This is a genomic window from Haloferax prahovense DSM 18310 (genome assembly GCF_000336815.1).
Classification (GTDB): domain Archaea; phylum Halobacteriota; class Halobacteria; order Halobacteriales; family Haloferacaceae; genus Haloferax; species Haloferax prahovense.
In genome coordinates this window covers 187,017-213,237 of sequence record NZ_AOLG01000056.1, presented here as the reverse complement: position 1 = coordinate 213,237, position 26,221 = coordinate 187,017, and the positions used below count along the sequence as shown (strand labels likewise).

Genomic DNA, 26,221 nt, shown 5'->3' with positions numbered 1-26,221 from the left:
CACGAACTCTTATCAAAATACTATGTTAAAATCTTAATTGGTATTTCTATGCGAGACATATCTAAATCAGAATAAATACTTGCAAAAACAATATATTTGGAATACAAAACTGACTTAATATGGATAAAATAATTTAATTAAGGCCTATATGTGGGAAAATATTTCTAAAATATATTCAACTCGGAAAATCAACATGATGTATTTACGATTGTTTTCAAAAACTATCAAGATATTTGTACTATTTTTTTTGGGTTCTGTTCTGTGACGGGGTCCGGAATTCGGACAGTGCTGCGTCGATTTTGGTGCGACAGTTCTCCCCGTCTTGTTTCTAAAATTGGAATTAGAATTGACAAAATGGAACCCAACGACCGAGCGACCGACTTCGAGCCCGTCGGACGACGTTTAAGTCTCCGTGGAAAGAACGACCACTCGATGGCATGGGAGTTCGAGCGAGTCGCGGGTCCGTTCCGGGCGACTGAGGGTCCGATTTGGACCGGCGACGCGGTTCGATTCACGGAAATAACGGAGCATCAGGTCCTCGAATACGACCCCGAGACGGGGGAGACCGGCGTCTACATCGACTCGACCGCCGGCGCAGTCGGGCTTCACGAGGGTCTCGGCGGCGAGCTGTACGCCTGTGAGGCCGAGGGCCACCGCATCGCCGCGCTCGCCCCGGACGAGCCCGCGTCGGTCGTCGTCGACGAGTTCGAAGGAACGCCGCTCAACGGGCCGAACGACCTCGAAATCGACCGCGACGGCGACGTCTGGTTCACCGACCCCGACGACAAGGACCGGGGGTTGCTCGGCCACACTTCCGTCTTCCGGGCCGAGCGACCGGACCCGGGTGACGACTGGCGACTCGTCCAGCTCACCGACGAGATGGACCGTCCGAACGGTATCCTCCTCTCGCCGGACGAGACGCGACTGTACGTCGCAGAATGCACTTACGGCCCGGACCAAGAGACCGACCTGCGAGCCTACCCGATTCGGGACGACGGGTCGCTCGGCCCCCGCGAGATACTACACGACTTCGGCGACCACCGGGGTATCGACGGCATGACGCTCACGGCGTCGGGTGAAATCGTCGCCTGCGCCGGATGGGAAAAAAGCGGCCCGGGGCCATCGATTTACGTCTTCTCCCCGTCGGGCGAGGTGCTGGAACGCCACCCGTTCCCCGAGAACCGCCCGACGAACTGCACGCTCGGCGGTCCGGACGGTTCGACGCTCTACGTCGCGGACATGACGGGGTGTCTCTACGCGGCCGAGACCGACCGCTCGGCGTACGTTCGCTTCTGACCGAAACGGGACCGTGAGGACAGATACGCTGGATTGGGTGTCGTCGGAACCGAACCCGAACTCGGCGACTCCGACGCGGGCGTCTCAGCGGAGCGGTTCGAACGCCTCGAGCCCCGCTTGGGACGCTTCCATGTCTTCGGACACCGCTCCGCCGCTCGCACCGACCGCGCCGACGACGACGCCGTCGTGTTCGACGGGGAACCCGCCGCCGAAGACGACGACGCGACCGTTGTCGGTGGTGTGGAGGCCGTACACGTCGCCGCCGGGTTCGGCACCTTCCTTCAGTTCGTGGGTCGGCTTCTTGACCGCGGCCGCGGTGTAGGCCTTGTTCTGTGCGATGTTGCTCGCGACGAGCTTCGCGCCGTCCATCCGGCGGAACCCGAGGAGGTTCCCCTCGCTGTTCGTCACCGCGAGGTTCAGCGGGACGCCGAGTTCTTCGGCTTTCTCCTCCGCCGCGTCGAGAATCGTCTTGGCTTCGGCTAGCGTTAGCTCTTGAACCATCGACTCGACCGTCGACCGCTCGGGGCAAAAAACCACCGTTCACGGGGAGAACAGCCGTCTTAGCGGACACAGCCGGTGATACGGCTATCCGAACCGAATCGAACGCCGCGGACTCGCCTACGCGTTTTCGCGTTCGTCTATCGTTGTCGCGTCGGCTTGAACGTACGGGTTACCGCGGGAGGGCGTTCCCCGACCGCTCGAACGACTCCACGTCGCCGGCGTCGGCGGCGTCGATGAGGTCGTTGTTCACGAACAGGCGTTCGCCGTCCGTGTTCGAAAGCGAGAGGAACGTCTCCGTCCCCTCTGTCGCCCGGGAGTTCCGAACCGTGATGTCCGTCGTGTCGACGAGCGAAATCGCCGCCGCGTCGTCGTCGCGGTGGGCCTGTCGGCCGACGAAGCCGTCGACGAGCAGGCCGTCAACGTCCTCGCAGGCAAGCCCGCTCCGGTAGTAGTCGGGCAGGTCGCCGCTGTCGTCCCACTCGACGGTCACGTCGCGCATCGTCACGTCGCGGGCGTTCTCGACGTGGACGCCGGCGATGTCGTTGGCGAAGATTGGCGTGACGACAGAACTCGGCTGGAGGTCGAAGTTACCGCCCACCTCGTCGGCGTGCTCGCTCCCGGTGAGTTCGATACGGACGTTGTCGAACTCGACGGTCTCGATGTCGGAGCCCTCGGAGCCGTAGACGAGCGCCCCGTTCTCGCTGCGCGCGACGATGTTCGAAAAGCGCACGTTCCGAATCCCGCCGAGGTCGGTGTCGTCGTCGCGCGGAACCGACGTGACGTAGATTGGTTCGCCCTTGCCCCACCACGGGCCGGGGAGCATGTTGGAGTTGACGACGATGTCGGTGAAAAGCACGTTCTCGACGACGCCCGAGTCGCGGTGCTGGATGCCGAGGCCGCGGTTCGACTCCTGGACGACGATGTTCTGGAACAGGCAGTCGCGAATCGTGTCGTCGGTGCCCGACCCGAACTTGATGGCGCAGGCGCTCGACCGGAGCGTGCAGTTCGTCACGACGATGCCCTCGCAGGTCACCGGCTCGTCGGGTCGCGCGCCGAAGGTGATGCTGTCGTCGCACGACTGGATGGTGCAGTCGGAGATGTGGACGTTCTTCGTGTCGCCGAGCGCGATGCCGTCGCAGTTCGGGATGAGCAGGTGGTTGAGGATGTCGACGCCGCGGATGTCGACCTCCTCGGTCCCGTGGAACGACAGCGTCCACGCGGGCATGTCGCGGATGGTCACGTCGCGGATGCGGACGTTCGTACAGTTGTTGAACCGGAACATCGGGCCGGGGCGGAAGTCGGGCTTCGCGACGGGCCAGCCGTCCGTCCCCTTCGTCCGCGAGAGGTAGGCGTCGCCCTGTCGCGCCTCGTGGGGACCGTTCGAGATGAGCGGGTGCGACGCGCTCTCGTTGGAGTGGCCCTGAATCGGCGTGTCCATCCGCATGAACTCGGTTCCGAGGCCGTCGAACTCGCCCTCGCCGGCGATGGTGACGTTCTCCACGTCCTCGGCGAGGAAGAAGATGCGCTCGTTGTCGGGGCCGATGAACTTGTCCGTGTACTCGGCTTCGTCCTTCGCGGGGCTGACGACCGCGCCGGCCTCCAGATAGAGCGTCACGTTGCTTCGGAGATGGACGGTTCCGACGGTGTACGTCCCGCTGGGGACGGTGACGGTTCCGCCGCCGGACTCCGAGCAGTCGTCGATGGCCGTCTGGAACGCCTCGGTCTGGAGGTCGTCGGTCGAGTCGGCGTAGGCTGTCACGTCGAAGGCACTCGCTGCGGGTGGCATGTACCCGTACCGTCGCGGTGGCCTATCTTTATACTACTGGTGGTCGGAGTTCGGCCGTGAGTGATGCTCGCCCAAACGTCCTGTTCGTGATGACTGACCAGCAACGGTCGGACACGATTCAGGCGCTCGGAAACAGTCGAATCCACACCCCGAACATCGACCGACTCGTCGACCGCGGCGTCTCCTTTACCAACGCCTACTCGCCCGACCCAATCTGTATCCCGGCGCGACACACCATCCGAACCGGCTGCGAGGCCGTCTCGACGGGCTACCTCGGGAACGAAAAGCGCGACGCGCGACATCTCGAAGACCGGTGCGGCCCCTTCCTCGCCCGGAGCATGCGCGAGCGGGGTTACCGGACGTTCCTCGTCGGAAAGTATCACGCCCACCCCCGCGACATCGACCTCGGCTACGACCACCGCCTGAGCTTCGAGGCGTTCCGCGAGGAGACCGGCCACGAGGTCAAGACGACCGCCCGACAGGGCGCGATGGTCCACCTTCCCCAACAGAACCGGCTCCCGCCGGACGACAACTACGAGGCGTGGATGACCGACCGCGCGGTCGACCTCATCGGCCGCGACACCGACGAACCGTTCTTCGGCCTCGTCTCGTACGAACCCCCGCACCCGCCGTTCGCGCCGTCGCCGCCCTTCGACCGGATGTACGACCCCGAGCGGCTCGAAAACCCGGTGAAAGGCGACCTCGAAACCGACCACATGGACGAGAAGATTCCCACCCAGAACCACCACTTCTGGACGACCCGCGAAGGCGGTATCGACGACACCACCGTCCGGGTCATCAAGGCGTACTACTACGGGATGATATCGGAGGTCGACCGCCGCATCGGCCGCCTGCTCAACGCGGTCGAGGCCCGCGACGACGCCGACAACACCCTCATCTGTTTCTTCTCGGACCACGGCGAACTCCTCGGCGACCACCGCGGCTGGGAGAAGTCGTCGTTCTTCGAGTCGTCGTGTCGCGTCCCGTTCCTCGTGAGCTGGCCCGCGGAGCTTCCGGAGGGCGACCGCCGTGACGACCTCGTGGCGCTGACCGACCTGTTCGGCATCGCGACGACCGCCGCGGGCGACCAGGAACTCCGCGACGGCGTCGACGTGCTCGGGACGATTCGGGGCGACGCCGAGCCCCGCGAGCGGCTGTTCGGTTACCACCGGACGCCGCGGCTCCCCCCGAACTTCACCGGGATGGTCCGCGAGGATCGCTGGAAGTACGTGTTCATGCGCAACGGCGGCCGCGAACAGCTGTTCGACCTCGCGGCCGACCCGAACGAACTCGACGAGTGCGCCGCCGACAACCCCGAGGTCGTCGCCGAACTCCGCGCCGCGCTGGCGGAGAAGCTGACCGACGCGGGCGCGAACGAGTTCGTCGAGAACGGGACGCTCCGGCGCGCGCCGTACCAGGAAATCGACATGGGTCGGCTCGTCCGCGAGCCGTACCCCGAGGAGCCGGCCGACGTGCTGGACTGACCGACCGGCGTCACTGGGTTCTCTCCCTCGCTCTCCGCGCCGTCCAGTCCCCGAAATCGCCGGTCCCGCCGTACTTTTATGAGCGTTCCGCGTAACCGACTATCACGAATGGAGATCAGCGACATCCGTACCATCCGGTTCAGCTGTGAGTCCCACATCGACCCCGACGAGAAGGGCCACGGCCACCCCGGCGAGCCGAGGGAGTCGACGCGGACCATCACGCACGTCGTCGTCGACGGCGGCCCCGACGGCTACTGCCGCGGCGGCCACGAGGCGGCCAACGAGTTCGCCAAGAAGCATCTCGTCGGCGAGAACCCGCTGTACCGCGAGAAGCTCTGGCAACTGCTCTGCCGGGCCGAGCGACTGAACAAGGGAACGCTCACCGACAAGCGCGTCGCGCCCATCGACTGCGCGCTCTGGGACATCGCCGGCAAGGACGCCGGTCTCCCGGTCTATCAACTCATCGGCGCGGCGCGGGACTCGGTCCCGGCCTACGGCAGTACGATGGTCGGTGACGACGACCCCGACGGACTCGGCTCGCCCGAGGCGTACGCCGACTTCGCCGAGGAACTCGTCGAGGAGGGCTATCAGGCCGTCAAGCTCCACACGTGGATGCCGCCGTTCGGCGACGACCCCGAACAGGACATCGCCGCCTGCCGGACGGTCCGCGAGCGCGTCGGCGACGATATCGACCTCATGCTCGACGCCCACCACTTCTACAGCCGAAGCGAGGCCAAGAAGATCGGGAAGGCGCTCGAAGACCTCGACTTCCGCTGGATCGAGGAGCCGATGGACGAACACTCGATGTCCTCCTACGAGTGGCTCTCGAACGAACTCGATATCGCCGTCGTCGGCCCCGAGACCGCCGAGGGTCGGATGCACACCCGCGCCGAGTGGATAAAGCGGGATATCGCCGACATCATCCGCGTCGGCGTCTACGACGTGGGCGGCATCACGCCGGCGCTGAAGGCGGTCGGCCTCTGCGAGTCGTTCAACATCGAGTGCGAGATTCACGGCCGCGACGCGCCCAATCTCCAACTGCTCGGGACGATGGCGTTCCCCGGTCGGTACTACGAGCGCGGCCTCCTGCACCCGAAACACGACTACGAGACGTACTTCCCCGGCCTCGAACACCCGCCGGACGAAATCGACGAGAACGGCGTGGTCGAACTCCCGCAGACGCCGGGGCTCGGCTACGCGTTCGACTGGGACTACATCGACGCCAACCGCGTCGAGTAACCGCGCGAGAACGCGCGGCGAAACGGAGTACGGAACAACTGACGAGGGCCGCTACGAAACAGAATCGACGGCGGTCGCTGGCGCGGCGTTGCGCGCTGTTTTTCGGTGTGTTAGTTCGACGCTCGGTGCGGGTGGCGGACCTCCGCGGTCAATTGTACGAACCCCAGAGTCGGAGCAGTAGGAAGGCGCCGATACCGACGCCGATGAGCGAGATTCCCCAGACGCCGAACATCCCCGCGAGCGTCCCGTCGAGGACGAAGCGCGCGAGGGCAATCATGAAGACGCCAGCGAGCACGGTCATGATGAAACTCCGGTTCGACGACGCGGCCTTCCGGAGCGAAGGCACGCGCGATGCGTTGACTGACATACGTACTCACACGGTAGCTCTCCGCACACAAATAGATACTGTTCGTGCGGGCGTCGTTCGCCCGGCTCGAACGGCTCTGCGGGTCGAAAACGGATAGTTGAAAACTGGGTCGCGGCGTCCCGAGCGGATGGCTCAGTCGTCGACGATGCTCGGACTGTCCCAGTACTCGTGGGTGTCGTCGGCGCGGAAGCACCGCGCGGCGTGGCCGTCCTCGTCTTCGAACGCGCCCGGGTCGTTGGTCTCACAGACCTCACGCGCCTTCGGACAGCGCGGATGGAAGTGACAGCCGCTCGGTCGGTTCGTCGGATCGGGGATGTCGATCTTCCGAATCGGGAGGTCGTCGTCGCCTTCTCCCTCGTAGAGGTTCGGCGTCGCCCACTTCAGCGCCTGCGTGTAGGGGTGTTGGGGATTGCCGATGACCTGCTCTATCGGTCCGACTTCGACGATGCGGCCGAGGTACATGACGGCGATGCGGCCGCCGGACTTCTCGGCGATGTACCGGGCGTTCGAGAGGTCGTGGCTGATGAAGACGTAGGAGGTGTTGAACAGGTCCTGCAGTTCGAGCATCAGGTCCATCATCTCCACCCGGAGGCTCACGTCGAGGGCGCTGATGGCCTCGTCGGCGAGGATAACGTCCGGGTTCAAGAGCAGCGACCGAACGAGTACGACGCGCTGTTTCTCGCCGCCCGAGAGCTGGTGGGGGAACCGCTCGACGAAGTCCTCGGCGGGCGTGAGCCCGACGCGTTCGAGGAGCGCGTAGACGCGCTTTCTGCGCTCTTCCTCGCCGAGGTTCGGATTCCACTTCTTCAGCGGGAGCATCAGCGAGGTGAGGATGCGCTGGTTCGGGTTCAGCGCGCTGCCGGGGTCCTGGTGGATAATCTGGAGGGACCGCCGAATCTCCGAGAACGGGATGTCCGGGTTGCGGCTGTTCTTGGCCTCCCAGATGTCCTGTCCGCGGTAGGTAATCGAGCCGTGGGTCGGCTCCTGCGCGCCGATGATGGCCTTTCCGAGCGTCGACTTGCCGCAGCCGGACTCTCCGATGAGCGTGACCACGTCGTTCTCGCCGATGTCGAGCGAGATGCCGTCGACGGCGCGGACCGTCTGCCGCTCGCCGAACAGGCCGAGGAAGCCGCCGCTATCGGTGAAGTGGACCGACACGTCGTCCACCGAGAGGATGGAGTTATCGACGCTCATTCGCCCTCACCGCCCTCTTCGGCCGCTTCCATCGCGGGAATCGGAATTTCGTCGGACACGTCGTCGTGGTAGAAACACGCGGTTCGGTGGCCGTTGCCGCGGTCCGCCATCGGCGGTTCCGCCTCCGCGCAGGACTCGTCGGCCATCGGGCACCGCGGCCGGTACGAACAGCCCGGGATGTTAGTCACCGGGTCGGGCTTCGAGCCCGAAATCGACTGCATCTCCTCGATGGGGGCGTTCAAGTCCGGCGTCGCGTTGAGGAGCGACCGGGTGTACGGGTGCGCCGCGTCGTAGAGAATCTCTTCGGTCGAGCCGACCTCGACGATGTCGAACGCGTACATCACGACGAGCCGGTCCGCGAGCTTAGTGAGAAGCGGCAGGTCGTGCGTGATGAAGATGATGGTCAGGTCGTACTCCTCTTTGAGGTCCTTGAGCAGCGAAACGATAGAGCGCTGCATCAGGAGGTCGAGCGCGGCGGTCGGCTCGTCCATCACGAGCACCTCCGGTTCGAGGATGAGCGCGAGCGCGACGAGCGCGCGCTGTTTCATCCCGCCGGACAGCTCGTAGGGGTACGAGTCGAGGACGCGGTCGGGGTCTAAGTAGAGGTCGCCCAGAATCTGGCGAGCGCGTTCGAGCCCAGCCTCAACGTCGCGGTTGTGGTCTTCGAGGGTCTCCTTGAAGTGGCCGCGGACCTTCTTGACGGGGTTGAACGAACTCATCGCGCCCTGGAACACCATGGCGACTTCGCCCCAGCGGAACTTCCGAAGCTCCTCTTCGTCGAGGTCGAGCACGGAAATCGGCTCGCCGCCGTCCGGCGGGTAGTAGGTGACCTCACCGGAGGTCTCGCCCGGGCTGACGACCGCGTTCATCAACGCGGAGGACGTCATCGACTTCCCGCTGCCGCTTTCGCCGACCATGCCGAGCGTCTCGTTGCGGTAGATGTCGAAGTCGACGTTGCGGACGACTCTCGATTCGCCTCGGTTGGTCCCGAAGGTGACCTCCAGGTCGCGGACTTCGAACACGACGTCTTGGTCCGGGTCCGAGTCGTTCTGATTCGACGTTCGCATTGTTTGATTGGTAGTCATCGTCTGGTAATAGGTGTTGGCACGGGGTCAGTCCCCGCCGGTCGCCTGCGATTGGTTGTTCTTCGAGGTGCCTTTCTTCTTCGAGGTTTTCGCGTGGCGTGCCCGGAGGCGGACGTTGAACAGGCTGTCGAGCCCTTGCGATAGCAGGACGAGCCCGAACGACAGCAGGAAGATACAGACCATGGGCGCGACCATCCACGGGAGCATATCCGGTCGGGTGAGCGCGTTGCCCTCGTACGCGAGGTTCATCATCACGCCCCAGTTGAACGTGGTGAAGGGCAGGATGCCGAGGAAGTACAGGCCCACGGACTCGAAGATGATGCGTCGAGAGGTGAGCGCCCCGTTAATCATCACGTACGGCATGAGCTGCGAGAGGATGTCCCGCCGGAGAATCGACGACAGCGGGATGCCCATGATTTCGGACGCCTCGACGTAGGACTCTTCGCGGATGCTCAGCACCTGCGAGCGGACGGTCCGCGCCAGTCCCGGCCAGTTGTCGATGCCGAGGAACACCCCGACGATGTAGGGGTTCTCGGGCTGGAAGATGGCCGTGATGACGATGATGAGCGGCAGGCCCGGAATCGTGATGACAACGTCGGTGACGGTCATCAGGAACGAGTCGATGCGCGTGCCGTGTTCGAAGCCGGCGACGACGCCCACGAGGGCGGCGAAGCCGACGCTCACGACCGCGCCCGCGAAGATCATCTTGAACATGCCCGGCGTCGCGTGGATGAGCTGGGCGTGAATCGGCTGGCCGAACACGTCGGTACCGAGCGGGTACGCGAGCGATTCGAACGGCGCGGCGAGAACAGGAGCGTCACCGCTTGTCGGCCGCTCGACGAGCCAGACGCCGACGCTTCCCATGAGGAGGAAGAACGCGAGAATCGCGCCGCCGACGAGCGCGCGCCAGTCGGCGACTGCGATGCGCGCGGGGGCGACGACGTTCATCTCGAGGAACCGCTTTGCGCGGTCGGCCCGCGATTCGGGGTCCGGGTCGATGTCCTCGTCGTAGAGGTCCTTCAGGTCGAACGAGTCGGAATGTGTTTCGCTCATAGTTACTCCTCACCCACCGAGATGCGCGGGTCGATGAGCGTGTACGTGAGGTCGGCGATGAAGATGGCGGTCAGCGAAATCGCCGTGAACACGAGGAGCGTGCCCATCAACAGCGGGTAGTCTTGCGTCTTGACCGCCTCGAACATCAGGAGACCCATGCCCGGGTACGCGAAGACCTCCTCGACGATGACGGCGCTGCTGAAGACGCCGGCGATGCCGATCATAAACTGCGTGTACATCGGGAGGATGGAGTTGTGCCCGAGGTACTGCGTGGCGATGCGGGTCTCGCGGAGCCCGCGGAGCTGCGCCACGCGGATGTAGTCCTCGCCGAGGACGCGAATCGCGTTGCCGCGCATGGCGAGCGCCCCGGAGGTCGCGAGCGCGCCCATCGAAATCGCCGGGAGCGCCGCGTGCTTCACGAGGCTAAGCATGAACTCGGGGTTGTACCCCGCCGCGATTCCCGAGCCGATTCGGCCGCCCGTCGGGAAGTAGTTGTTCTGGATGGCGAGGAAGTAGATGAGCACGACGCCGACGATGTAGTACGGAATCGAGTTGAGTCCGATGATGAGAGATGACACCGTGGAGTCGAACCGCGACTTCTCTCGGTAGGCCGTCATCACGCCGAGGAAGATACTCAGCGAGTAGCCCAGTGCGAGCGCGTAGACGCTGATGAACATCGACCACGGGATGCGCTGCATGATGAGCGTCGTGACCTTCTCGTTCTTGAAGAACGAAGTGCCCAGGTCCTGCCGGAGAATCACGTCAGACGCGTAGTTGAAGTACTGTACGTGCATCGGCTGGTCCGGATTCACGTTCGTGTAGAGCTGTATCATCCTGTTCAGTCGGTCGATGTCGACGCTCCCGCCGCTCTGCGAGAGAATCACGCTCCGCATCGCCTCCGTCGGACCACCCGGCATGGCTTGGTACAGCAGAAACGAGACCGTCATCGTGACGAGAAACGTCAGTATCGCTTGCCCGAGACGTTTCAACAAATACTTTGGTGTCATTATTAATAGTTTGGCTTCTAGCGTGAGAGGGCTTAATTGTGGTGGTTAAGCCCGTTGGGGGTGCCGTCTTACTCCGAGTTCGAGCTAATCCATCCGTTCTTGAACGAGAACTCGCCCGGCCGGTTGGTGTTGAGTTCGTAGTCGTCGCCCGTCGGCATGGAGAAGTCCTGCGTGTCGCCCCAGTAGCCGGAGTCTTCCTCGACGAAGACGAAGTCCGGAAGCGCGTAGTTGAACCACTGGACGAGGTCGCGGGTCCGCTCTTTGACCTGTTCTGCCGACTCGGAGTTCGGCAGGTCGTTCATCAGCTTCGCGGGCTGGATCTCCTTGCCGCTGCCCGAAATCTCGGTCGCGCCGACCTCGCTCGGGATGGTCGTCGTGAACGGCTTGCCCGTCGGGCCGGTCTCGTTCCCGCTGGACGGGTCGCCGACCTCGATGCCGTAGAAGTTGTTCGAGAAGTACGCCGTCGGGTGCCACAGCGCCTTCGCGACGTGCCATATCCAGAAGATGTCCGCCTCGTACGTTTGGAGGCGCTGGTAGTAGTCGGTCGAGCTGACCGTGCTAATCTTCGTCTGGATGCCGAACGCGTTGAGCTGGTCGTTGAAGACCTTCGTCGCCTGCACCTGGGTGTTGTTGTTCTGCGTGAGGACGGTGAACGTGAAGGACTCGCCGTCAGGGTCGACCCACGTCCCGTTCTCCTTGGTGTAGCCGGCGTCTTCGAGCAGCTGCGTCGCGGTTTCGAGGTCCTTGCCGACCGGGTAGTCGATGAGCTGGTCGACGAAGTCCGAGCCGAGGTACTCCTCGTGAATCGTCGAGCGCAGCGCCGTCTGGTTCTCGGCGGGCGCGCCGACGGTTCCGGCCTGCCGCATCGCGGCGACCATCGATTCGAAGTCCACCGCGTTGACGATGGCGCGTCGGACGGGAAGCCTCGCGATGTGCTCGTTCTTGAAGTTGAACGTGAACTTCTGGGTGCGGAACCAGTTGAGCCGGTAGACGTTCTCGATGTTGTCCGGGTACCGGGACTGCTGGGACTCCGACATGAGCACGTCGGGGTTCATGTCGAGTTGGTCGTTCACCGACAGCGACTCCACGTCGGAGGTCGTCTCGGGGATGATGCGGACGTTCGGGATGTCCGTGCGGCTCGCGTACGGGTGGTCTTCGAACTTCTCGAGGATGGTCTCCGAGGAGTTGAAGCCGGTGACGCGGTACAGCGCGTTGCCGAGTCCCTCGTCGATGAGCTGTTGGGTCGTGATGCTCATGTCGAGGAGGTCGCTCGTCACGCTCTCACGTTCGCTGTCACTCGATGCCTCCTCGTAGCGCGTGAGGTATTCGCGGTAGATCGACCGCGGGGTGTTGACGAACGTCTCGGCGACGTTCGCCTTCATGAGGTTGGGCGAGACGGCCGTCTTGAACGTCCGCTCGATGGTGTAGTCGTCCACCAGCGTGTTGCTCTCGATGGGCGACTGCTCGGGCGACTGCAGGCGGTCGATTTCGAGGCCGATGTAGTAGTCCTCGGCCGTCAGGTCGTCGCCGTTCCACCACTTGAACCCCTCGGGGAACGTCAGCGTGAGCGTCCGCCCGTCGACGGTCATGTCTTCGAGCAGGTCGGGTCGGACCGTCCCGTCGGCGTAGCCGCGCGCGACTTCCTCGAACAGTTGGTCCTGCAGGGTGTGCGCGTAGTTGCCGAGGCTGTAGCGGTTGAACTGCACGTCCGTCGCGGGTCGGCCCGCGGGGTAGTCGAGCGTGTCGTCGGCGAGGGTCGCCCCGCCCTCGGTGCTCGTTCCGCCGTCCGTGCCGCCTTCGGTGCTCTCCTCGGTCGTCGTCTGCCCTGAGCTATCGAAACAGCCTGCCAGACCCGCTGTGCCAGCGACTGCCCCGTATTTGATAAGGTCTCGTCTACTCCAGTTGGTTGAACGCTTTCCAGCCATGCGGTATCATCTATCATGATACTCCCGGTTAATATAGATACTGGATTTGTCCATACTGGCCGTGCCAGAGAAAATAACTATCATAGTTGTGATTCCTGACTTTCAGGGTTCGATGAACGTCCCTCACGCGCTTCTGGCCGTCCACAGGAGGAGTCCGAGCATCAGGACCGCCAACCCGCCGAACGTCGTCAGCTGGAGGTAGACGAGCGCGTGGGTCGTCGTTCCCGGTTCGATAGACGGGAGCGAGATGAGTAGCAGGACGATAGAGGCCAGCGAGATGACGAGGACGAACTTCATCCGGGTCTCGTAGTCGCGGAGCACGTCGGCGAGACTCGTTTCGGGCATGCCTACGTAGAGTACCGCGGTGTATTTCAGTATACTGCCCCGCCAGGTGACGAGTCGCGCGTCGCACGCGGGGGAGAGGAGCGCGGTCCGGTGGCGCGCACTCCCGCCACCCCCGCCCGCGCCGTCCGTTCCTGCGGTAGACTTAGATAAGACGAGACGAAATGCAGGTGCATGGACAGAGGATTAGTACTCATCGAGAACACTGACTTACACGCGGACCTCCTCCGGGAGGCCAGAGAACACGCGCTCGGCGCGGACGCCGACCTCGTCCTCCTCGTCACGCTCACCGAAGACGAGTTCGAGGAGACCCAGGAGGTCCTCGACACCATCGGCGACGTCGAGCACACGTCGTACACGGAACAGGACGCGTTCAAGGGCGCGATGAACGACGCCGAGGAAGTCGCCCGAGAGGTCTTCGGGGCCGACGACGAGGTGTCCTACGAAATCGTCCCGCGAATCGCTAGTGAGAAAGAGCGCGCCGAGACGGTCATCGAAGTCGCAGAAGAGGAGGGCGCAGACCACGTGTTCATCCTCGGTCGGAACCGCTCGCCGACCGGGAAGGCGCTGTTCGGCGACCTCGCGCAGTTCGTGATTCTCAACTTCGACGGCTACGTGACGCTTCACACCGAGTGAGCGTCGTCGAGGCGGCCTGACCCGTCACCTGTTTTTTCGGATTCATCGACCCGCGCAGTCGTTCGTCATCAGCCGTCGGCAGTCGTCTACGTCGGCCGTCAGCCGCCGAGTGCGACGGCCGCTTCAGCGCGTCTTGTCCACGACGTAGTCGAGCGTCACGTCGACGCCGGGGTCGGTGCGCCACTCGAAGACGAGGTCCCAACTCCCGGCCGAACCGTTCCACTCCACGTAGCTCTCCCACGCGTACGTCTCCGACGACCCCGTCGTCGCGGGCTTCGCGCGGACCGAGAGCGCCGACGCCTCGAAGTCCTCCGGTTCGTCGACGCTCCCCGGGATGGTCACGTCGGGGAACTCGCTGATTCCCTCGACGCGGGCCGCGGGCGACTCGCCCGCCGAGAGCGTCACCTCGCCGTCGGTGAAGCCGCCGCCGACGTTGTCCCGAACGACCGTCGTGTTCGAGAAAATCCCGATGTTCCGGGTCGTCCCGCCGCCCCGAACGTCGTTGTTGACGATGCGGTTGTGGTTGCACGCCGGGCCGGTTTCGAGGATGCCCCACGTCTGTTTCGGCTCGTCGCGGTCGTCGTAGACCCGGAGATTGCTGATGGAGATACCCTCCGCGGGAAGCTGTTCGCCGTCGTTCCGCGAGTCGATGCGGACGCCGTCGCCGTTCGTGTTCTTGACGACGCCGCCCTGCACGGTGAAGTCCCGGCAGTTCTGGATGAGAATACCCTGGTCCTCCGCGCCCTCGATGTTGACGTGGCCGATGGTGATGTCGTAACACTCGGAGACGCCGAAGACGCCCCGATTTCCGCCGCGGCTGACGACCTCGCCGACCGTCACGTCGTGCGCGCCGTTGGCGACGCGGAACGTCGCGTAGCCCGCGGGCCCGCCGGGTTCGAGGCCGACGACGCTGTTCACCGTCGCGTCGACGGTGTCATTGAGGAGGACGACGCAGCTCGCGGGGTCGTTGCCGACGACCTGCTCGATTTGGATGCGGTCGACGCCGTAGGTCTCGACGCCGTGGTGGCCGTTCCCTTCGATGTATATCTGTCCCATCTGGATGTCGGTCGACCGGGGCGCGTCGCCCCGCCCGTCGATACGGATGCCGTCGCTCGTCACGCCCGTGATGCGGATGTCGCCGAGTCGGACGTTCGAACAACTGGTGAGTCGGATACCCATCGCCGCGGGCCCGTCGACGACGAGGGATTCTACCTCGACGTGTTCCGCGCCGACGGCCCTGACGACCGGCGGCACCGACTCCCCGTCCGGAATCGAGAGCGTGGCCGGCGCGTCGAGGGTCGTGTAACTCGGGAGTTCGAGGTTGCCGTCCGCGCCAGTAATCTCGCCGGGCGAGGCGATGAGCACTTTCTCGTTCCACGTCCGCCCCTCGGTGAGGCTGTCGACGGCCGCCTGCGCGACCGGTACGACGCCGTCTCCCGACGCGACTTCGCCGTCCGCGCCGTCCGCGTGGAACGTCCCGTCGTCGTCCTTCCAGACGATGACGTCGGCGTCGCGCGCCGAGGTGTAGAGGTGGTCCACGTCGAGCGACGCGAGGTTATACAGGCCGTTCCCGTTCGCGTCGACGTCTCGATTCCACGGCTTTCCGTCGTTTCCGCGACCGTTCCCGTGACTCTCGTCGCCCTCGCGTTCGTCGTCGGACTGGGCGGCCGCGGTGCCGGACAGCGCCGCGACACCCGTGCCCCCGAGGAGCGCGAGTGCGGTTCGTCTGGTGAGCGAGGCTCGGTTCGAATCGCTGGCTGTGGGTGTGTCTTTCATACCCATGACTCTGTTTTTAACAAATACACATAAAGTTAATTGCAGAATCAGATTCGCTTGCGTCAGCGTCGACGCGTCGGCAGAAGAATCGAAAATGGGACAGACGGGACAGACAGCGGGGCGTGGCTCGGACGTTCGGGACTACTCCGGCGGGCTATCCCACTCCTCGCCGTCGTCCTGCGGGTGGTACCCGATCTGCGAGCGGGCGTGTTCGAGGTCGTACCACCGGCGCTGGTTGTCGCTCACGCCGCTGAAGATGCCGAACTCGACGTTGTCGTCCTGCAGACAGCAGTCGATTTCGTGGGCGAAGTCGCGGCGGGATTGCCACATCGCCTTCATGCGCCCGACGGTCTCTTCGTACTCGGCGCTCCCGCGCTCGAACTCGCCGTTCTCGACGGCCTGCTCGGCGTCGCCGTAGGGGTGGTCGTACTCCGGCATCCGGACGCTGCACACCCGGAGGGCGTAGAACTGCTTGGGGTATTCGTAGTTCTCGACGTAGTATCGGCCCATGTCCTCGCCGTAGGCCTTCGACGCGCCGTAGAACGAGTCGGGGCGGACGGGGTCGTCGTGGCCGACGACGAGGCCGTGACCCGGCTCGTAAATCTCGGGGGAGAACTCGTCCTCGTAGCCGCCCATGACGTGGTTGGTCGAGAGGAAGACGAACGACTCGATTTCGTTCTCGCGGGCGACTTCGAGCGCGTTGTACATCCCGATGATGTTGGGCTCGAAGATGTCTTCCCACGTGCCGTCGGTGTAGGGGTACGCCGCCATGTGGATCATGGCGTCCTGTCCCTCCGCGGCGTCGTTGAGGGCGTCGTAGTCGGACACGTCGCCGACGACGGTGTCGTAGCCACCGTAGGGGTGGTCGTCGGGACGGTCGGAGCGGTTGAAGTACGTGAAGTCGTAGTCGTCGTCGTCGTGCAGGTGGTCTATGACTGCGGTGCCGCACCGGCCATAGACGCCGGTCATCAAGACGTCCATACGAATCCACTCTGACCAAATCGTAATAAATTGATGGGTGACCGCGAAATCCGACTTCGAGCCGGCGTCTCTCGCCCACCGGGAATCGACCCCCGACCGTTTCGATAGTTCACAACGCCTGACTGTTGACTCGCGGATGGACCACTCGCGGGCGCTCTCGCGCGCGAACACCGGATTCAGGGGTTGACGATGCCTTTATCACGGTTGACTCAGATTGACTGTACCATGCCACTCGCAGACGACCGTGTACGTAGTCGTCTCCGTGGCGTCGCCGTCGGCTTGCTCACGCCGTTCGACGACGACCTGGAGATCGAACACGACAAACTCGAAGCTAACGCGAAGTCGCTTTCCGGCGACGGTATCTCGTCGTTCCTCGCGGCCGCGAACATCAGCGAATACCACTCGCTGTCCCAACAGGAGCGCGTCGACGTGACGGAGACGAGCGTCGAAGCGCTCCCCGACAGCGCCTGCGTCCTCGCCGGCGTCGGCGGGTCGACGAAGGCCGCGACCGACCTGATGGAAGCCTACGACCGCATCGGCGTGGACGCGATGATGGTCATGCCGCCGGACCACACCTACGTCCACGAGCGCGGACTGCTCCGCTACTACGAGAAGCTCGACGCCGCGACCGACACGCCGCTCGTTCCCTACGTCCGCGGCTTCGACCCCTCGGTCTCTTTCCTCCGCGACCTCTCGCGCATCGAGGGCGTCGTCGGCGTCAAGTACGCCATCGAGGACCCGGTCAAACTCGGCTCCGCCGTCGCCGCCGCGGACGACGACGTGGTCTGGGTGGACGGCCTCGCGGAACCGTACGCCGTCTCGTTCTGGAACGAGGGTATCGAGGGATTCTCCGCGGGCGTCAGTAACTTCCGGCCGGAAATCGGCCTCGCGCTGTTCGAGGCACTCACCGAGGAGAACTGGGAGCACGCCCGCGAGATTCGCGACCTGACGCTTCCGTTCCAGGACTTCCGCGGCGAGACGGGCGAGGACAACGACCTCCCCGGCGCGATCAGCGTCTCCGCGGTGAAGAAAGGCCTCGAACTGGCCGGCCTGCACGGCGGGAACGTCCGCGAGCCGATTCGGTCGCTGTCGGCCGCCGACGAGCGCCGCGCCGAGGAACTGTACGAGGAACTCGACGACGGTATCGCCCGCGTCATCGACTGAACCGACGACTGCGACCGGAGCGCGAACCGACGGCTCCGACCGCACCGACACCGACTGACCACGCTCACCACACCTGTCTGACGCACCCGGCCGCATCGGTCGGACGCACCCCACCACCACTTTTCGTCGTCTCGCCGTCATCACTCCGCTGCCGAGCCGTTTTCACGGCTCACCGGTCCGTTTGTAACCACCGGCTCTCGACCCGTGACAACTGCGTTACCTCCTCACTTCGGACAGCCGAGCGGACAGCCCTCCGGAGACTGAGAGCCGCGCGGTCCGCGTCCCACCCGATTTTGTTCGCCACTGGCGAACGAACAATCGCCGAATCGTGCCTTATTATTCACTTCTGAGGGGTTTCTCGTTCCCTGCTTACGAACGAGGTGTTTCGGGCCTCTAAATGCGTTGAATCGGTGGTTTAGCTGGTTTGCGGTTCTTTTTGGCTCGCCGCTCCGAACGACGAACGCGCGAATTCGGCGCTATAGTCGCCTATGAATTACAAACATACGTTTGTAATTTTCCCGCCTCGGGAACCCGACTGCCGGACGAGGGCTCGTCTCGCGCCGAATCTCGCCGCGATCGCCGCCGCGTGTCGGTCGCTGGAGGTAGCGATAAGTAGGTGCGGCGTGTGCGAGACTCACACGGTATGCAGCACGACGATATCCAGCACGACGACATTCAGTTCCACAACGTCAGGGCGCTCCAACGGGTTCGACCCCGGGAGGGACTTCGATTGCTCCGCGTTCCGGAGGCGGTCAGGAGCGGCCTGAACACCGGCGCGCAGACGCGGATGTCTCATCCGGCGGGGACCGAGATTCGGTTCGTCCCGGAGGAGACGGTCCGTATCACGCTCTCCTCCGAGGAGCGAAACAGCCTCGTTCGTCCGTTCTGGGGGGATTTTCAGGCGACAGGCGAGGAGTTCACGCTCGGGCCGGAACCGAAGACGGTCGAACTGTCTCCCCCGGAGTCGCTTTCCGACCTCGACCCCGAAGCGACCGGCGAGATGCGCTACGCGCCCGACGTGTGTCGACTCGTCTTCCCCGGCGACCACCGCGGCGGCCACATCTACTACCACGACGTCGAGGGCACGCGGCGGCCGCCGACCGCCGACGAGGTGCCGAGCCTCCGATACCTCGCGTACGGCACGTCGATTACCGAGGGCGAAGCCCCCTCTGCGGAGATGCTCACGTACGTCAATCAGACGGCGCGGCGACTCGGCGCGGACCCGATAAACCTCGGCTCCTGCGGGACCGCCTACTGCGACCCCGCGATGGCCGAGCACATCGCCGCCCGCGACGACTGGGACGTGGCGACGCTCTCGCTTTCGGTGAACATGGTCGGTCGGTTCTCGCCCGACGAGTTCCGCGACCGGGCCGCGGATATGGTCGAGACCGTCGCCGCGGCGAACCCGACGAAACCCGTCGCCTGCATCACGCTGTTCCCGCACGTGCGCGAATACAAACGGAACCACGAGGAAGCGACGCTCTCCGAGACGTTCCGCCAGCACCTTCGCGACGTGGTCGCCGAGTGCGGCTACGACAACGTCCACCTCGTGGAGGGTCCCGACCTCCTGCCGACCGCCAGCGGGATGACGACCGACCTCGTTCACCCCGGCGACGACGCGATGGTTCGCATCGGTGAGCGCCTCGCGCGCGAGCTCGAATCTCTCATGGACGATTGACCGGGATATGCGCGACTCAGACGCTCTCGTAGTCGAATTTTCCGAACGAAATCTCCGCGAGCGTAACACGGAAGGACCCCCCTGTTCGATGGGAGGGTATGACCGTCGCCGCAAATCTGGGCTACATGCTCGGGGTGCTCTGCCTCGGGGCGCTAGCGAAGCGTCTCGGCCTCCTCGACAGTAGCCGCCGCGACAAGCTCACGTTCTTCGCGTTCGCCTTCGCGCTCCCCGCGCTCGTGTTCACCTCGACGTACGACCAGCCGATTCGCGAGGTCATCGAGCCGACGCTCCTTCTGGGCTTCTGGCTCGTCCTCTTCACCATGCTCGCCGTCGGCTGGGTCGTCCACCGCCGGGTGTCGCCGGACTCGGTTCGGAGCGTCGCCATCGTCCAGTCGTACTACTCTAACCTCGGCTTCCTCGGCCTCCCGCTCGTCGCTTCGACGTTCGGCTCGCTGACGACGGCGAAGGCGAGCGTCATCCTCGGCGTCGGCGCGCTCACCCACGTCCCGCTCACCATCACCGTTCTCGTCCTCGTCAACGGCGCTGACGTGTCGTTCAAAGAGGAGTTTATCGGCGTGCTCAAGACGCCGGTCATCCCGGCGCTCGTGTTGGGGCTCTCCTTTTCCGGGCTCGGTCTCGGCGTCCCCGGGGTTCTCGTGACGGGCCTCGACGCGCTCGCCTCGCTCGCGCTCCCCGTGGCGCTGCTCTCCATCGGCGCGTCGCTCACCGTCTCCGCCGAGTCGCTCGACCTCCGCACCGTCGGGGCTGTCGTCGGTAGCAAGGTCATCTTGATGCCGCTCGTCGCCTTCGCGGTGTTCTCGACGCTCGCGTCGAGTTGGACGACGGTCCAAGCCGGCGTGACGATGCTCGCGACGCCGACCGCCGTCTCGTCGTTCATCTACGCGAACGAACTCGGCGGCGACGCCGACCTCGCGTCGATAAACGTGTTCGCCACCACCGCCGTCTCGGTCGTGACGCTCTTCGTCGTCCTCCAGTTCCTTCTCTGAGGTGGCGGCTCGTCGGTAGCTCTTCCGAACGCCCGAATTCGATTCTCTCGCGCCTTGTGACGGTCACGAACGCGTGGCGGCCACCGCCGCCGGCATGAGAAGCTTACTTAGTGATGGGTGTGCATGGCTAGGTCGAATGTCGAGAACCTACGGTAACTTCATCGACGGCGAATGGACAGACTCCCAGTCGGGAGAGACGTTCGAAGTCACGAACCCCGCGGCGGCCGGCGAAGTCGTCAGCGTCCACCCGGCGTCCTCCGAAGCGGACGTCGAGGCGGCGCTCGACGCGGCCGTCGCCGCACAGGACGAGTGGGCGTCGACGCCCGGCCCGTCCCGCGGCGCGATTCTCCGCGAGGCCGGCAACAACCTCGAAGCGCGCAAGGAAGAGGCGACCGAGGTGCTCGTCCGCGAGGAGGGCAAGACGCGCTCCGAGGCGGGCGGCGAGGTACAGCGCGCCATCGACATCTTCCACTACTACGGCGCGAAGGCGCGGGACTTCGGCGGCACCGTCAAGTCCGCGAGCGCCCCCGGCAAGGACCTCTACACGAAGCACGAACCCCTCGGGACGGTCGCGCTCATCACGCCGTGGAACTACCCCATCGCCATCCCGGTCTGGAAGCTCGCCCCGGCGCTCGCGGCCGGTAACACCGTCGTCCTCAAGCCGGCGTCCGAAGCTCCGGGCGTCGTCTCCATCGTCCTCGAATGTCTCGACGACGCGGGACTCCCGGCCGGCGTGGCGAACACCATCACCGGCTCCGGCAGCGAGGTCGGCGGTCCGCTCATCGAGAGCGAGCGCATCGACGGCGTCTCGTTTACCGGCAGCACCGCCGTGGGGACGATGGTCGCCGAGACGGCCGCGGTCGACCTCAAGCGCGTCCAGTGTGAGATGGGCGGCAAGAACCCGACCGTCGTGATGCCCAGCGCGGACATCGAGGCGGCCGCCGAGACCGTCGGCGTCGGCGCGTTCGGCACGACCGGCCAGTCGTGTACGGCCACCTCGCGCGCCATCGTCCACGAGGACGTGTACGACGAGTTCGTCGCGGCCGTCTCCGACTACGCCGAGTCGCTCGTCGTCGGCGACGGACTCGACGACCCCGACATGGGCCCGCACGTCTCCGAGAACGAACTGTCCTCGACGCTCGAATACATCGACATCGGCTCCTCGGAGGGCGCGACGCTCGAAGCCGGTGGCAGCCGACTCTCCGGCGACGACTACGACGACGGCTACTTCGTCGAGCCGACCGTGTTCTCCGGCGTCGAAAACGACGCTCGTATCGCTCAAGAGGAGATTTTCGGTCCCGTCCTCGCGGTCGTCAAGGCCGACTCCTTCGAGGACGCGCTCGACCTCGCCAACGACGTTGACTACGGGCTGTCGGCCAGCATCGTCACGCAGGACCTCAGCGAGGGCAAGCGCTTCGTCAACGAGGTCGAAGCGGGCGTCGCGAAAATCAACGAGAAGACGACCGGTCTCGAACTCCACGTCCCCTTCGGCGGCTACAAGGACTCGTCCACTAACACGTACCGCGAGCAGGGCGACGCCGGCCTCGACTTCTTCTCGTCGGTGAAGACCATCTACGAGAACTACTGAGCCGCGGGCCCCCGCGCGCTCAGGAGAACTTCGTGTTCAGTTCGATGACGTTCGCGGCGCTTCGGACGTAGTCCGCGAGTTCGCCGTGCAGGCGGTCCTCGGTGAACCGGCTCGACGGGCCGGTGATGCTAATCGCGCCGAGGATTGTCTCGTCGTTCTTGACCGGCGCGGAGACGCAGCGCAGGCCGTTGATATTCTCCTCGTCGTCGATACCGTACCCCTGCTCGCGGATGGTTTCGAGTTCCTCGAACAGCTCCTCGGGCCCGGTGATGGTGTTCGCCGTCTTGGGTTCGTACTCCATCGCCGCCGCGATTTCCTCGATGCGCTCGGGTGGGAGGTACGCGAGAATCGTCTTGCCGAGCGACGTGGAGTACATCGGCTGTTGGGTTCCCACCCGCGACAGCGTCTCGACGGCGTGTTCGCCCTGCGCCTTGTGGAGGTACGAGACCATCCCGTACTCCTCGACGCCGAACTGGACGATTTCACCCGTCTCCTCGGCCAGCGAGTCGACCTCCTTTTGGACGATGTCGAAGTTGCCTATCTGGTCGCGGACGTGTGAGGCGACGTCGAGGAAGCGCAGGCCGAGGCGGTAACCGTCGCCCTCTCGGACGATGACGCGCCGCTCTTCGAGCGTTCGGAGGTGGCTGTGGACCGTGCTCTTCGAGTGGCCGAGTTCGTCGGCGATTCGCGTCACCCCGATGCCAGCCTCCTCCTGGAGGAGGTCGATGATATTGAACGCTATCTGGACCGAGCGGATTGTTCGGCCGGGGCGTTTGTTCGGTTGGGGGCTCATGGTGTGACAGTCGAACCCGAGCCGTATATATTTGTTCCCGCCTGGGGAACGAGTCTGCTGCGACGAACGAGCGCTCCTCGGTTTCCGACCGGCTGACCGACTGGCGCGCACGGCCGCCGTCCGGTGGTGGCGCGATGCCATGGGATACATTTTTCATCCTCGCACGTATTCGTGTGGGTACTGTACCCATGCCAGCAGACGAGCTTACACCAGTCCAGCGCGCCGCGTCGTATCTCCGGTCGTTGGACATCGACGGTCAATCGTGGATTACCGGCGTCGCCATCAACGGCCTGCTCGCCGAGGGCGGAGACGAGTCGGTCGAGCGCGCGAAGCACTTCGTCGACACCGCGGTGGCGACCCAGAACGACGCCGGGCAGTTGAGCTACGGCCCGAGCTACCCGATTGAGGTTTTCAGCCACGGCCGCGAGTACGAGGCGAGCTGGGAGCTGACCGTCAAGAAGTGCATGAACACGAACAACAGCACCGCCATCGGTCACGGCGTCCTCGACTTCTACGACCGTACGGGCGAGGACCGCTACCTCGACGCGGCCGAGCGCGCCTACGAATCGCTTCTCTCCTTCGAGCGGACCGAAGACGGCGGCATCCCTCACCACGACCCCGAACTCGCGGGCATCAAGTCGCTGTGGATCGACTCCGTCTACATGATGTGCCCGTTCCTCGCGCGCTACGGCGCGGCCGCGGGCGACGACGACGCCTTCGACGAGGCGGTCGAGCAGATTCTGATTCACGCGGCGCACCTCCGCGACAGTCACACGGGCCTGTTCCGACACATCTGGGTCGAACAGCCGAACCACTACCCGCAGGGCGCGTTCTGGGCCCGCGGCAACGGCTGGGCCGCCGCCGCGTCGGCTGACGTGCTCGAACGGCTCCCCGAAGACCACCCGAAGCGCGACGACCTCCTCGACCTGTTCCGGTCGCACTGCGAGGCGCTCCTCCCGTTGCAGGACGGCAGCGGCTTCTGGCACAACCTCGTCGACGACCCCCACACGCCGCTGGAGTCGTCGGGGACGCTCATGTTCGCCTACGCCTTCGCCCGCGGCATCGACCTCGGCATCCTCGACGAGGAGACCTACCGCCAACCCGCCGAAGACGGGCTCGCGGCCGTCTCCCGCGTCGTCGGCGAAGAGGGCGCGGTCAACCGCGTCGCAGGGCCGCCGGGCGGTCCCGAAGCACCCCTGACGGACACGCCTTACGGGCAGGGCTGGTTCCTGATGGCCGCGGCCGCGCTCGACTGACCTCGGGCTGACCTCGACCCCCGGTATCCTTCTCGGCGCTTTCGGAGCCGGCACCACAGTTATGCGCTCCGGCGAACATTGACGAACGAACGCGAGCGACAGAAGACACATGACCTACCACGCAGGCATCATCGGCACGGGCGGCATCGCAGGGATGGGCATCCTCGGCATGCACGACGAGGAGGCCATCGGCAGAGAGAAAATCGACGCGAGCCACGCGGGCGGGTACGCCGCGACCGACGACATCGAACTCGTCGCCGTCGCCGACGTGGACGAGTCGAAGCTGGACACCTTCGGCGAGGCGTGGGACATCCCCGCGGACCGCCGGTACGTCGGCCACGAGGCGATGCTCGAAGCCGAGGACCTCGACGCGGTGTCGGTCTGCACGCCGTCGTTCCTCCACCGCGACCACGTCGTCGACGCCGCGCGCTCCGTGGCCGACCCCTCGGTCATCTGGTGCGAGAAACCCATCGCGTCGTCCGTCAGCGACGCCGAGGAGATGGTCGCCGTCTGCGAGGAGACCGACACGGAACTCGTCATCAACCACTCCTTCCGGTTCACGGACAAGCTTCGCCGACTCCGCGACCTCGTCCGCGATGAGGGTATCCTCGGCGACGTGAAGTCCGTGAGCGCGCAGTACCGCATGGAACTCATGCGGAACTCCACGCACGTCCTCGACACGCTCGTCTACCTCCTCGACGCGCGGGCGTCGCGGGTGAGCGGCCACATCACCGGCGAGAACGAGGCACTCGACGCGCTGGACGCCACGGAGTCGGTCGTCGACGCCGGCGGCGGCGGACACGTCGTCATGGACGACGGCACGTTCGTCACCGTGGACTGCACGATTCCGCGGGACATCTCCTCGATGACGCTGAGTTTCATCGGCACCGAGGGCAAACTCTACATGAACAACGACGACGGCGAGTGGCGCTACTGGTCGCTCGAAGACGGCGAACACGTCGAGCGACCGCTCCCCGGCATCGAGGGCGCGTGGACGTGGGAATCGGACTACAAGGGGTCGTTCGCCAACGCGGCGGCCCACGTGCAGGACCTCCTCGACGGGACGGCGGAGAACTACTCGCCCGGCGTCGCGGCGACCCGCTCGCTCGAAATCATCGTCGGGTTCTACCTCTCGCACTACACCGATTCGACGGTCGATATCCCGCTTCCGGGGCCGCTCCGGGAGGTCCCTATCACGTCGTGGTGAGCCGCGGTCGGTCGGTCAGTCGCTCACGCCGGACAGTCTTCCGGCATGGCCGGAAGAGTTTCTGGCGCCGGGGATCGAGCTGAATCGGACGTATATCGAGGATAGAGGCCCAAATAGTGCAGTATCGGGTTTTCTATTGCTCTCTCCCGCAGTGGTCTTCTCGTCTGGCCGGTCGAATCTGTACTCCAGGATATATCCGTGACACTCCGCATAGAAATAATTCCAAATTACAATTCTATGGTAGTAATGATTAGGGGCGTGCAACCCGTTTGGACGGCAATCGCGTACATCGAGCCGTCGTACCACTCGGTTAGCGGGTGACGCTCCACGGTCGATTCGAGCCTCACCGGGTTTCCGCCAGTGGCGGATACGTATCCGGAAGGACCGGAGCGAACGGTTATTCCGGGAGACGGCCATTTGTGCGCCGCTACTCCGGGGTAAATTCGACTTTGGGGTAATTCGTCCAGTACTATTCTCGGTGAGAAATTCGTTGCGGATGGCGGGCGCTCCGCCATGGCCGGACAACTGTCTTCTTCGAGCGTCAGATCATCCGGTAGACTTCGTCCATCCAACTGTCGTCGGTCTCGACAGTGATGCCGCTCATGACCTCTGCCCAGTCGGCTTGCGCCTCGCTGTTGTCCATTACCTCTTGGATGGCCTCTGGGTCGTCGACCTCCATGAAGCCGAAGACGTGGCCGTCCTTCTCGAAGACGCTGTAGGTCTGTAGCCCGGCGTCGGAGTCCAGATAGGCGGATTCGAGCGCCTCGGGGACGTTCTCGTGTTTCGTTCGGTACTCCTCTCGCTTGCCGTCCTTTATCTCAAGGTGGAACGCGATTCGCGCCATACGACCCCCGAT

General features: G+C 64.5%; 23 protein-coding genes. 10 read left to right on the top strand and 13 right to left on the bottom strand.

The window, feature by feature from the left end; translation table 11 throughout:
- Positions 1-432: 432 nt before the first annotated feature.
- Complete coding sequence (locus C457_RS18245; protein WP_049913723.1) at positions 433-1,296, top strand: SMP-30/gluconolactonase/LRE family protein; 864 nt, start codon at positions 433-435, stop codon at positions 1,294-1,296.
- Between the two features lie 84 nt (positions 1,297-1,380).
- On the opposite strand, the gene C457_RS18240 is transcribed toward C457_RS18245, so the two are convergent.
- On the bottom strand, positions 1,381-1,797 hold the full coding sequence (locus C457_RS18240) for a GlcG/HbpS family heme-binding protein (protein ID WP_004972082.1): 417 nt from the start codon (positions 1,795-1,797) through the stop codon (positions 1,381-1,383).
- A 169-nt stretch (positions 1,798-1,966) separates the two neighbouring features.
- A complete protein-coding gene (locus C457_RS18235; protein WP_338036224.1) occupies positions 1,967-3,583 on the bottom strand; it encodes a glycosyl hydrolase family 28 protein in 1,617 nt (538 codons plus the stop codon).
- 56 nt (positions 3,584-3,639) lie between these two features.
- Between C457_RS18235 and C457_RS18230 the strand changes: the two genes are divergently transcribed.
- Positions 3,640-5,067: a sulfatase family protein gene (locus C457_RS18230; protein ID WP_083864321.1), complete on the top strand. Its 1,428-nt coding sequence runs from the start codon at positions 3,640-3,642 to the stop codon at positions 5,065-5,067.
- A 108-nt stretch (positions 5,068-5,175) separates the two neighbouring features.
- A complete protein-coding gene (locus C457_RS18225; RefSeq protein ID WP_008096959.1) occupies positions 5,176-6,306 on the top strand; it encodes an enolase C-terminal domain-like protein in 1,131 nt (376 codons plus the stop codon).
- 148 nt (positions 6,307-6,454) lie between these two features.
- Here the strand turns inward: C457_RS18225 and C457_RS18220 are convergent, their stop codons facing one another.
- The 7 genes from C457_RS18220 to C457_RS18190 all read right to left on the bottom strand — a co-directional run bounded on the left by C457_RS18220 (position 6,455) and on the right by C457_RS18190 (position 13,282).
- Entirely contained in the window at positions 6,455-6,673 is a 219-nt protein-coding gene (locus C457_RS18220) for a hypothetical protein (protein WP_008096958.1), read from the bottom strand.
- A gap of 132 nt (positions 6,674-6,805) precedes the next feature.
- Positions 6,806-7,867, bottom strand: coding sequence for an ABC transporter ATP-binding protein (locus tag C457_RS18215; RefSeq protein ID WP_008096957.1), 1,062 nt, complete (start codon positions 7,865-7,867; stop codon positions 6,806-6,808).
- The gene (locus C457_RS18210) at positions 7,864-8,934 is read right to left on the bottom strand and encodes an ABC transporter ATP-binding protein (RefSeq protein WP_008096956.1); all 1,071 of its coding nucleotides are present in this window, start codon (positions 8,932-8,934) and stop codon (positions 7,864-7,866) included. The genes C457_RS18215 and C457_RS18210 overlap by 4 nt, the downstream gene beginning before the upstream one ends.
- 45 nt (positions 8,935-8,979) lie before the next feature.
- Positions 8,980-10,005, bottom strand: a complete 1,026-nt coding sequence (locus C457_RS18205) for an ABC transporter permease (protein ID WP_008096955.1) — start codon at positions 10,003-10,005, stop codon at positions 8,980-8,982.
- 2 nt (positions 10,006-10,007) lie between these two features.
- The gene (locus C457_RS18200) at positions 10,008-11,012 is read right to left on the bottom strand and encodes an ABC transporter permease (protein ID WP_222114939.1); all 1,005 of its coding nucleotides are present in this window, start codon (positions 11,010-11,012) and stop codon (positions 10,008-10,010) included.
- 68 nt (positions 11,013-11,080) lie between these two features.
- Positions 11,081-12,937 carry an ABC transporter substrate-binding protein gene (locus C457_RS18195; protein WP_008096953.1) on the bottom strand — a complete coding sequence of 619 codons (1,857 nt, stop codon included), beginning with the start codon at positions 12,935-12,937 and terminating at the stop codon, positions 11,081-11,083.
- 123 nt (positions 12,938-13,060) lie between these two features.
- Positions 13,061-13,282: a hypothetical protein gene (locus C457_RS18190; protein WP_004041061.1), complete on the bottom strand. Its 222-nt coding sequence runs from the start codon at positions 13,280-13,282 to the stop codon at positions 13,061-13,063.
- A gap of 171 nt (positions 13,283-13,453) precedes the next feature.
- Here C457_RS18190 and C457_RS18185 point away from each other — a divergent pair, with 171 nt between their 5' ends.
- Entirely contained in the window at positions 13,454-13,915 is a 462-nt protein-coding gene (locus C457_RS18185; RefSeq protein ID WP_008096952.1) for a universal stress protein, read from the top strand.
- Between the two features lie 123 nt (positions 13,916-14,038).
- On the opposite strand, the gene C457_RS18180 is transcribed toward C457_RS18185, so the two are convergent.
- Positions 14,039-15,691: a right-handed parallel beta-helix repeat-containing protein gene (locus C457_RS18180; protein ID WP_049913722.1), complete on the bottom strand. Its 1,653-nt coding sequence runs from the start codon at positions 15,689-15,691 to the stop codon at positions 14,039-14,041.
- A 141-nt stretch (positions 15,692-15,832) separates the two neighbouring features.
- Positions 15,833-16,672: an NAD-dependent epimerase/dehydratase family protein gene (locus C457_RS18175; protein ID WP_004972056.1), complete on the bottom strand. Its 840-nt coding sequence runs from the start codon at positions 16,670-16,672 to the stop codon at positions 15,833-15,835.
- Positions 16,673-16,897: 225 nt separating this feature from the next.
- Between C457_RS18175 and C457_RS18170 the strand changes: the two genes are divergently transcribed.
- The 4 genes from C457_RS18170 to xacF all read left to right on the top strand — a co-directional run bounded on the left by C457_RS18170 (position 16,898) and on the right by xacF (position 22,109).
- Positions 16,898-17,836 carry a dihydrodipicolinate synthase family protein gene (locus C457_RS18170; RefSeq protein WP_081909243.1) on the top strand — a complete coding sequence of 313 codons (939 nt, stop codon included), beginning with the start codon at positions 16,898-16,900 and terminating at the stop codon, positions 17,834-17,836.
- Positions 17,837-18,479: 643 nt separating this feature from the next.
- On the top strand, positions 18,480-19,514 hold the full coding sequence (locus C457_RS18165) for an SGNH/GDSL hydrolase family protein (protein WP_008096949.1): 1,035 nt from the start codon (positions 18,480-18,482) through the stop codon (positions 19,512-19,514).
- A gap of 98 nt (positions 19,515-19,612) precedes the next feature.
- A complete protein-coding gene (locus C457_RS18160; RefSeq protein WP_004972049.1) occupies positions 19,613-20,521 on the top strand; it encodes an AEC family transporter in 909 nt (302 codons plus the stop codon).
- Between the two features lie 136 nt (positions 20,522-20,657).
- Positions 20,658-22,109 carry a 2,5-dioxovalerate dehydrogenase gene (xacF, locus tag C457_RS18155; RefSeq protein ID WP_008096947.1) on the top strand — a complete coding sequence of 484 codons (1,452 nt, stop codon included), beginning with the start codon at positions 20,658-20,660 and terminating at the stop codon, positions 22,107-22,109.
- Between the two features lie 19 nt (positions 22,110-22,128).
- Here xacF and C457_RS18150 read toward each other — a convergent pair whose 3' ends face one another.
- The gene (locus C457_RS18150; RefSeq protein WP_008096945.1) at positions 22,129-22,902 is read right to left on the bottom strand and encodes an IclR family transcriptional regulator; all 774 of its coding nucleotides are present in this window, start codon (positions 22,900-22,902) and stop codon (positions 22,129-22,131) included.
- Between the two features lie 188 nt (positions 22,903-23,090).
- Here C457_RS18150 and C457_RS18145 point away from each other — a divergent pair, with 188 nt between their 5' ends.
- Positions 23,091-24,158 (top strand): glycoside hydrolase family 88/105 protein, encoded by a 1,068-nt coding sequence (locus tag C457_RS18145; RefSeq protein ID WP_049913712.1) that lies wholly within the window; start codon positions 23,091-23,093, stop codon positions 24,156-24,158.
- A 109-nt stretch (positions 24,159-24,267) separates the two neighbouring features.
- Positions 24,268-25,365 carry a Gfo/Idh/MocA family protein gene (locus C457_RS18140; RefSeq protein WP_008096943.1) on the top strand — a complete coding sequence of 366 codons (1,098 nt, stop codon included), beginning with the start codon at positions 24,268-24,270 and terminating at the stop codon, positions 25,363-25,365.
- Positions 25,366-25,906: 541 nt separating this feature from the next.
- Here C457_RS18140 and C457_RS18135 read toward each other — a convergent pair.
- Positions 25,907-26,209 (bottom strand): L-rhamnose mutarotase, encoded by a 303-nt coding sequence (locus C457_RS18135; protein WP_004041051.1) that lies wholly within the window; start codon positions 26,207-26,209, stop codon positions 25,907-25,909.
- Positions 26,210-26,221 lie beyond the last annotated feature (12 nt).